At 48.7% G+C, this 8,333-nt stretch carries 5 protein-coding genes; 1 reads left to right on the forward strand and 4 read right to left on the reverse strand.

Annotated features, from left to right (window positions below; all coding sequences use genetic code 11):
* Nucleotides 1–29: 29 nt before the first annotated feature.
* From DXZ20_RS14210 to DXZ20_RS14220, 3 genes are all read right to left on the reverse strand, one after another.
* Nucleotides 30–3,923 carry a tetratricopeptide repeat protein gene (locus tag DXZ20_RS14210; protein WP_163698820.1) on the reverse strand — a complete coding sequence of 1,298 codons (3,894 nt, stop codon included), beginning with the start codon at nt 3,921–3,923 and terminating at the stop codon, nt 30–32.
* 433 nt (nt 3,924–4,356) lie between these two features.
* Complete coding sequence (locus DXZ20_RS14215; RefSeq protein WP_163698822.1) at nt 4,357–6,048, reverse strand: AAA-like domain-containing protein; 1,692 nt, start codon at nt 6,046–6,048, stop codon at nt 4,357–4,359.
* A 140-nt stretch (nt 6,049–6,188) separates the two neighbouring features.
* Nucleotides 6,189–6,863: a Uma2 family endonuclease gene (locus tag DXZ20_RS14220; RefSeq protein ID WP_163698824.1), complete on the reverse strand. Its 675-nt coding sequence runs from the start codon at nt 6,861–6,863 to the stop codon at nt 6,189–6,191.
* A 125-nt stretch (nt 6,864–6,988) separates the two neighbouring features.
* On the opposite strand from DXZ20_RS14220, the gene DXZ20_RS14225 reads away from it, so the two are divergent.
* A complete protein-coding gene (locus tag DXZ20_RS14225; protein ID WP_163698826.1) occupies nt 6,989–7,588 on the forward strand; it encodes a hypothetical protein in 600 nt (199 codons plus the stop codon).
* 20 nt (nt 7,589–7,608) lie between these two features.
* On the opposite strand, the gene DXZ20_RS14230 is transcribed toward DXZ20_RS14225, so the two are convergent.
* A complete protein-coding gene (locus DXZ20_RS14230) occupies nt 7,609–8,214 on the reverse strand; it encodes a LysE family translocator (protein ID WP_163698828.1) in 606 nt (201 codons plus the stop codon).
* Nucleotides 8,215–8,333: the final 119 nt, after the last annotated feature.

Consider the following 8,333-nt stretch of genomic DNA (forward strand, 5'->3'; position numbering starts at 1 on the left):
CGTCTTGCATTGTGGCATTGGCAAAACTGCTACTCTGGTGGACAAAGCTCGATCAGGGGAATACCCGTGGCTTGGCTAACTGTCTGACATTGTTGTTGATGCTCACTAACAGAAGTGTTGCGAATGCCATTGAGTGCATCTGTCATCCAACGCTGAGCCCGTTGCATAAGCTCTTCCTGGCCTAACTCTTTCATAATGAAAAATGCTTGTTGAAGAGTGTCTAGGGCTTTTGAATATCGGGCAAGTTCAACGTAAACTGTACCGATTAAATATGTTCTATATGCTTCACTAGAGCGCAGTCCTAATTCCTTTGCGATATTAAGAGCTTGCTGATAATAAACTAAGGCTTCTTCATCTCGATTTTCGTTGTCATAGACGGCACCAATATTGTTGAGGGTGGTTCCTTCGCCTGCGCGATCGCCCACCTTGCGCGTAATGGCCAAGGACTGTTCGTAATAGCTGAGTGCCTCAGCATAGTTGCTTTGAGCGCGATAGACTAAGCCAATGTTGTTGAGGGTGGTTCCTTCGCCCGCGCGATCGCCCACCTCGCGTTGAATGGCCAAGGACTGTTCGTAATAGCTGAGTGCCTCAGCATAGTTGCCTTGATTGTTATAGACAGCGCCAATGTTGTTAAGGGTGATTCCTTCGCCTGAGCGATCGCCCACCTCGCGCCGAATGGCCAAGGACTGTTCGTAATAGCTGAGTGCCTCAGCATAGTTGCCTTGGTCATCATAAAGGAAGCCAATGCTGTTAAGGGTGGTTCCTTCGCCTGAGCGATCGCCCACCTCGCGCCGAATGGCCAAGGACTGTTCGTAATAGCTGAGTGCCTCAGCATAGTTGCCTTGAGCGCGATAGACAGCGCCAATGTTGTTGAGGGTGGTTCCTTCTCCCGCGCGATCGCCCACCTCGCGGCGCATTGCTAGCGCCTGTCCATAAAGATCTAAAGCTGTTGTATATTCAGACCGACGCCAATTGATACCTCCAATTAAATTTGTAGCTCTTGCCTCACCATGTCGATTATCAATTGACTGATGAATATCCAGTGCTTTTTGATATTCGTCCAAAGCAGAAGCATACTGTCCCTGAATTTCGTACAACCCTCCAATGGTTAGGTGCATATCCCCAACACCAGCCTTATCTCCTAACTCTGACAATTTATCTATAGCCAGGCGATAGTTTTCCTGCGCAGCATCATAGTTATATTGCTCAGCCCTAAGCTGACCCACACCGCGCAAACTATCACTCAGACCTTTGATATCATCAGCATCTCTAGACAGTACTTGCGCATACTCATAGTCATTAAATGCTTCATCATAGTTGCCCTGGCGCTTTTTAATGTCAGCTATCTTTCTCCAGGTTTCTGCTTCACCAACACTGTCCTGAGCAGCTTTAGCAATAACAATAGACTGTGCATACTGCTCCAGGGCTACTGCTGTCTTACCCTGAAAATCATAGACATCTCCCATATAGCTACGAATCTGACCTTCTCCAAATTGGTCTTTAATAGCGATAGTAATTTCTAAACTCTCTTGATGGATTTCTAAGGCCTGATTGGGTTTGCCCGTAGCCAGATACACTCGTCCCAGGTGCATTAATGCCTGACTTTCACCTAATTTATCCTTTGTTTCACGGGTGATTGCTAAATGTTGTTCATGAAATATCAAAGCTTCAGAGTACTTACCCTGGTTATAAAGCACTTCTCCCTTATTACCCAGGGCCTGTCCTTCCCCTTGCCTGTCTTGAATCTCTATAGCAATTTCTAAATGTTTCTCATGAAACTCTAAAGCTTGAGGATATTGCCCTAAAACATTATGCACTTCGCCCAGGTTTCCATGCACATAACTCTCTCCTCGTTTATTTTGAGTCTCTTGAGTTTTTTCTAAACCATCATTGAGGAAGCGAATAGCTGTTTGTAAACCACCCAGTTCATAAAAAGTATTTCTAAACCGCTGAATGCCTAAAGAACCAATAGAAAAACGAATGGCTTCCTGAGCCTGTTCTCTTTGATTGACGGCAATACTACGAGCCTTTTCTGCACTTTCAAGATCTTCATTTGCTTGACCAAGTGCCCTCTGTGCGGCATCTACTGCCTGTGTTACTCGATTAAACTCAGTTTGAATACTAGAAAGTTTTGTTTGTACTGTTCCTAGTTGATTATTCTTATTTGTTAAATCTTGAGTTAATCCAGAAACCTGAGACTCAATAGTGGCTGCTTCCTGCCTGGCAGCTGTTGCTTCAGCTTGAGCAGTCTTTGCCTCAGCTACTGATTCTTTATTGGTTTCCTCCAGTTTGTTTTTCTCGTTATTAAGAGTTTTATTGCTGTCAACTAAAAGTGTGTTTTTATTCTCTAATCTGTTGCGTTCGTTTTCTACTTCTTTTAATTCTTTCTTGGCAGTGCGAGTTTCCTCAACAGCTTGTCGTGCTTCTGCGCCTTTTGCATAAGCTTCTTTCCCAGCCAATACGGCACCAAACACAGATAGACTTATAAGGCCAATACTCAGTATTGACGACAGTCGAGTCCGCTTGCGTACCCTTCTGAGGTCTGCTTTAGCATCTGCTAACTCATCATCTGCCCGCTGAATCGCCTTATTTTTCGTATTCAACAATTGCGTCTGCTGTGCCACCGTCGCCTGCACTGCCGCCAGCTCCGCCCGCAACCCCAGCTTCTGACTCTCCACCAAATACTCATAGTCCTGTTTTCCCAAACTACGCGACTCCGACCAGTCCAGCGCATCGGTCAGCTCTTTCCCCTGCAACAACAAACTATCCTGCGGGTCCGCTACCCACGCCTCCAACTTCTCCCCATAGGGCCGAATACTCACCAACGCATCCCTTATCCAGTCCTGGGTAAACACCGTCTGGTAAATCGGGTTATACACCTGTAGCCTGCCATCCTGCTCCACCACCAGCCCTGATAACCGCAGTGCCATTTGCTTAGCACTGCCGTCTACTGGGATATGCCCCCGCTCCACAATCTCCTGATACAGGCTCAACAACTGTCCCGCCCGTGAATTCTCCCTTAACCGGTCCCGAATTGTCTTTAAATGGGGCGGCTCATCCTGCATCTCCCAGTTGTCAATAATGTGGGTATGCACCACCTGAGCCACCAGCTGATCAGCTGTGGGTTGTTCTGCTGTGCGTTCCACCGCCTGAATCACTAACTGACATACCTTCTGGGTTAAAAAAGGCTGTCCCCCCGTCCAGTGCAGCACCGCCCGCAACACCGCTTCTGGATCGCTCACTTTCTTGGTTAACCCCGGCAGCAGTGGAGCCGCTTCATCAAGCGTAAACCCCGTTAGCTGAATCGCTCGACCAATATTAAACGGCGTCCGTTCTTTTGCCTGGATCAAATTTGTCGGTGTGGCCACCCCAATCAGAGCAAATGTCAGCCGATTATAGTCAGGGTTATCCGCCCGATTGTTAAAGCACTCTCGAATGACGGCAAAAAAATCATCCGCCTCAAACTCCAGACTGAGGACGCTGTCAATTTCGTCTAGAAAAATCACCATGGGCTGGGCCACCGTCCGCAACAGCACACGGCTAAGAAACTTGCCAAACCGCCGCACCGGGGGCAAATTATGGTTCTCCTCCCACCAGTCATCCAGATCAAAGCCAGGATCTAGCCCATCAATATTAAATCGATCCACCAGGCTATCCATAATGCCGAAATACCACTCCGCCGGTTCGATAGTAGTGGTACCCAAGCCGCTCACATCCAAAGATGCACAGGCCACCCCTTCCGCCTGCAATCGGTTAGACGTGCGCACCCGCAGGCTAGATTTACCCATCTGCCGTGAGTTTAGTACATAGCAAAACTCCCCTGCCTTGAGTGCCTGGTAAAATTCTTCGTCTGCCGCACGCTTAACATAGGTTTGGGCATCTGGGGGTAGGCTACCGCCCACTTGATATCGATACTCAGCCATGATCTTTTAGGGGGTGTGCATCAGGAAAGTAATCATTTAACGAACACTGAATCTTGAACGAAGTCCAAGGTCTGGAAAATTATCACAATCGCTCATTTTGGCAACGGTTCCCCTTCGCAAGGCTACCGTGTGCACATAAGTCCTGGAAACTAGCGTTCGCGGTTGTCTAACCCCCTCTAACTCCCCCTTACCAAGGGGGAGGACCGGAGTTTCCCCCCTTACCAAGGGGGGATTAAGGGGGGTAATGCAGGATTGTGAACTCCCTTTCGAGATGTATGTACACCGCCTTCGTAAGGGGAACCAACGGAGGGGTCTGGATAACTTGCGCCAACGATCGAAGACCCCTCCGCCTTCGGCACCTCCCCTTATAAAGGGGAGGATCTTACTCAACGATGTCCTATCAGGGATTTGCCGCATATTCAATTGTTTAACCTCACAACCGCGATTGGAAATATTGCCGGTATAAACCACATAACGGCACCACCGCATTGCCGTCATATTTCACCAGCCCCATACTGTGCAGCTTAAAGGCTTCTGTGGAGCCAATCTGTACCGGCTGATAGCTGGGAATCACTTGCTTAAAGGCCCTGAGCAAAGCTGAATCCGCTTCCAGATTAAGTAAATGCCGCCGCAGATGATCGCTGTATAAACCACCCTCCGTGGGTGCTTCTTCCATCAGCTGAGTCAAACTCATGCGACCTCGCGCCAGCTGGTAAAGTGCTGCCCGCATGAGATATGGATGTCCCCCCACCAATTCCACTAGCTGCTGTTTTTGATGGGCAGAAAGACTGAGCTGATGCCGAGCAATCAAGGTTTCGATTTCGTCTGCGTTCAACTGCCGTAGTTCAAGGGGTAACCCCACATTAAAGGGGGAACGGTTAATGCTGAGGGGAACGTACACCTCTTTGGAATGGACAATGACCAGATTGAGCTTGCGCCATATAGGATTGGTTTTACCTTCTTCGTGCCATACCCGCAACATGCCAAAAAAGTCTGTGGCGATTTCGGGATGCTCAAACACCTGATCCACTTCATCCAGGCCTAACACCAGCGGTTGCTCCAGTTCCTTCAATAAGTAGCGTTCAAAATAGCGCTGACAACGGCGTACAATACCTCGCGCTCCTTTCCAATAGTCGGCAAGCCGATCTTCTAAATCCAACTCTTCGGTAACGCTGCAACAAAACCACTGGAGAAACTCATCCAGGTCGTTCAGGGTTTCATTGTCAGAGGTTTGAAAGCTTAAGCGCACCGTCTCAAACCCGTGTGCCCTGGCATGGGCCATGCTTCTGACCAGCAGTGATGTTTTCCCTAGCTGTCGGGGGGCCTTGATCCGAATCAGAGACCCCGGTCTAACGACGGTTTCATAACAGTCGGTTTCAATGGGCAGCCGTTCTATATAAAAAGGTGAGTCTAAGGGTACTAGTCCCTCTGGTTCTTCAAGGGTGATGGGTTTAGCAGTTTTAGCAACAGAACGTTGCTTAGTTTCTGGTTCAAGCTCAGGTTTGGCTTTATTTTTAGTCTTTGATGTTTGGGGCTCTGGAGACTTATCGAGTTTTTCGGTTAACCCTTTGCGTATTTTCAGAATGGGAGTGCTAACTTCATCAATGCCCTCTAATGCAATGGCTGATAGGCCAACTTCATAGGCAAAGGGCACCGGATGGCCATAGCCCAGGGCATCATAAAAACCAACGGCAAACTCAATGGCGGCCCTGTCTCCCATGGCATTGGTCATGCCGACCACATAGTCCACATGCTCCACCACGGCCTCTGCTTGATGCTGCGAATAACAGGCGTTAAACAGCACGCATTCTATTCTTGTAAAGAGTCGGAATAGACGCGATAGGGCAATGCTGCTGACGGGTTTAGTCTCGCCCGTGTCACTTTCTAAGAGCAGTCCTGCTGCGCCAGCACCGTGGCCTGAAAAATGAACAATTTGGGGTTGGTACTTGAGCAGGGCACGCCGTAGATCGTCAGGGCGGGTGGCCCATTGGGACACTACGTTAAAGCTGTCCCGTTCCGCGGATAGGTTTAATCCTGCTTGGATTTCGCGAACTTCTTCGTCTAACCGCAAACGGCTAGTATCTGAAGGATTTGCCGTCAGGATCAGGATCGTCTTTGCTGCCATGGTACTTGGCAAAAGTGGGGGCTAATGGGGAGCAGGTATCTGTCTTTACTCTAGTCTCTGGAGAAAAAATATTTTCGACAGCTTAACTAAAAATTTTGATACAGCTTTCCAATGGTCGTCTATTACCCCCAGGGGTACTTTTACAACGACTCTGGATTCACCCCTAATTCCCGCAATTTTTCTTCTAATGCCTGAATCCTTTGCTGATCTGCTTGCCTGAGTTTCCGTTCAGCTTCTAGCAGTTCTCCCAGCTCCACATAGGTCAAAAACCGTTCCCCATCAGGCCGATAAATTTCTAACGTTTCTTCCGTTAGCTCAAACCGGATACCTAAGGCCGGACTTATCCAGTCTCGCATATCACTGACTAACTGTAGTGCCTTTCCTGAACGTTGCAATCCGGTCAGTTCATTATCATCTGGGTTGTAAATGTAATATTCCTCCACACCATGCATCTGATAGAAATTCAGCTTCCGTAGCATTTCCCCAGAGCGATTCCCTGGTGACAAAATCTCAAACACCACCTGGGGCGTAATGCCATCTTCTAACCACTGCCGATAAGATCCCCGATCTCTTTTTGGACGACCAAACACCACCATTACGTCCGGTGCTTGACGTAGCTTTGGATTCCCCTCCACCGGGTACCACAGCAAATCCCCGGCAACAAAGACATCTGCATTACCCGCAAATAGCCGCTCCAGATTTTCCTTAATTACTACGATCCACCGGAACTGCTTCGTATTGTCGGCCATGGGTTGCCCATCGCTGTCAGGGTATTGCTCAGGAAGCTGACTGTCGGAGATTAGCGGCTGAACCATAGGTCTGGCCTCAAAATAGCCTGTACTCTAGTTTAACTGCACCAGCTAGAGCTTGGCCGTTTGCTGGATAGACAGGAATTCTGAGCCCATCTAATAAAATGGAGCTGTTAAGCAGGGTGAATTTTGTGGCTTACAGTCAATTCAAAACCATTGCCAGTGTAAAAATGGCCTTTGACCTCACTGTGGTTGAAGGTAAGCGATTTTTACCAGAACTCGACGATATTACTCCATCCGCCATCCTTGCGGGTTATCTCCAAGAAAGCCTGCCGATTGTCGCTACATCCGGCAGCGAGAAAGCTCGCTCTGAAGGCATTATCTACCCTGTCCTATTAGAAGTACGCCGTTACCTGGATCGCCACGTCAGTCTATTTTCAGGAGAAGACTTTAATGTTGATGAAACCGTTGGCTTGAATGGCCAATGTGATTTCCTCATCACCCGCTCGACCGAAGTACTTGAAATTGAAGCGCCTGCCATTATTGTGGTCGAAGCAAAGAAAACGGATCTTAAAACTGGTTTTGGTCCATGTATTGCTGAAATGGTAGCGGCCCAGCGGTTTAATCAAGATCAGGGAAATGAGATTGCAACCATTTACGGCAGTATCAGTAATGGAATTCAATGGCAGTTTCTGTCCCTTACAGAATCCATGGTCACCATTGATTTGGCCGTATATGCCTTACCTCCTGTTGAGCAAATTTTGGCATCCCTAGTATGGATGGCATCATAGTCGTTGTTGTTTTCCTCGCCTTATCCCCGCCAGCTTAGGGCAACAATCCCAAACCCGGTAATCAATACCCCAAACACACGATTTACCCAAACCAATCGCCCAGGTGTTAGCCAATGGCGTAAGCGAGATACCCCACTGCTCAAAATCAGCCACCATAGAGCCGAGCCCAAAAATACGCCACCGACCATTACTACTGCCTGGCCATAGTCCAGTCCTGTCGGGGCAAAGCCAGCGAACAATAGCACGAAGGATAAAATCGTGGCTGGGTTTGTTAAGGTCAAACCAAATGTGGATAGATAGGCTCCAGCTAAGCCAGTGCGGCTAGTCTCTGCAGTTTTCTCGGCAGGCTTGCTCAAAAATGTGGTGATGCCTAGATAACAGAGAAATAGGCCGCCGATGATGCCCAGCCACCGGGCCTGATTCGTTAGGAAATTGGAGATAAAGGCCAGGCCGAAGGCTGCGATCGCACCATACACTCCATCCGCCGTTGCCGCCCCTAACCCCGACAGCAAGCCTGTAATGGTCCCATAGGAAAGACTGCGCCGAATACACAACAACCCAATCGGACCGACGGGGGCCGCAATCGATATCCCCAACACTAAACCCCGCAAAAACAAAGAAATCATGGCAATACACCCCAAATTTATCGATTAATCCGTAGGGGCTCCCCTTGTGGGTGCCCTGCATCGCATAGACCCAATATCGAATGGTTTCTCAGAGGAGACATCCCTGTAGGGGCTCCCCT

It is taken from the genome of Adonisia turfae CCMR0081 (genome assembly GCF_011009555.1).
GTDB lineage: Bacteria > Cyanobacteriota > Cyanobacteriia > Phormidesmidales > Phormidesmidaceae > Leptothoe > Leptothoe turfae.

Coding starts and splice junctions, on each gene's coding strand:
- DXZ20_RS14230 (WP_163698828.1), bottom strand. CDS start 8,214: ATGATTTCTTTGTTTTTGCGGGGTTTAGTGTTGGGGATATCGATTGCG.
- DXZ20_RS14220 (WP_163698824.1), bottom strand. CDS start 6,863: ATGGTTCAGCCGCTAATCTCCGACAGTCAGCTTCCTGAGCAATACCCT.
- DXZ20_RS14215 (WP_163698822.1), bottom strand. CDS start 6,048: ATGGCAGCAAAGACGATCCTGATCCTGACGGCAAATCCTTCAGATACT.
- DXZ20_RS14210 (WP_163698820.1), bottom strand. CDS start 3,923: ATGGCTGAGTATCGATATCAAGTGGGCGGTAGCCTACCCCCAGATGCC.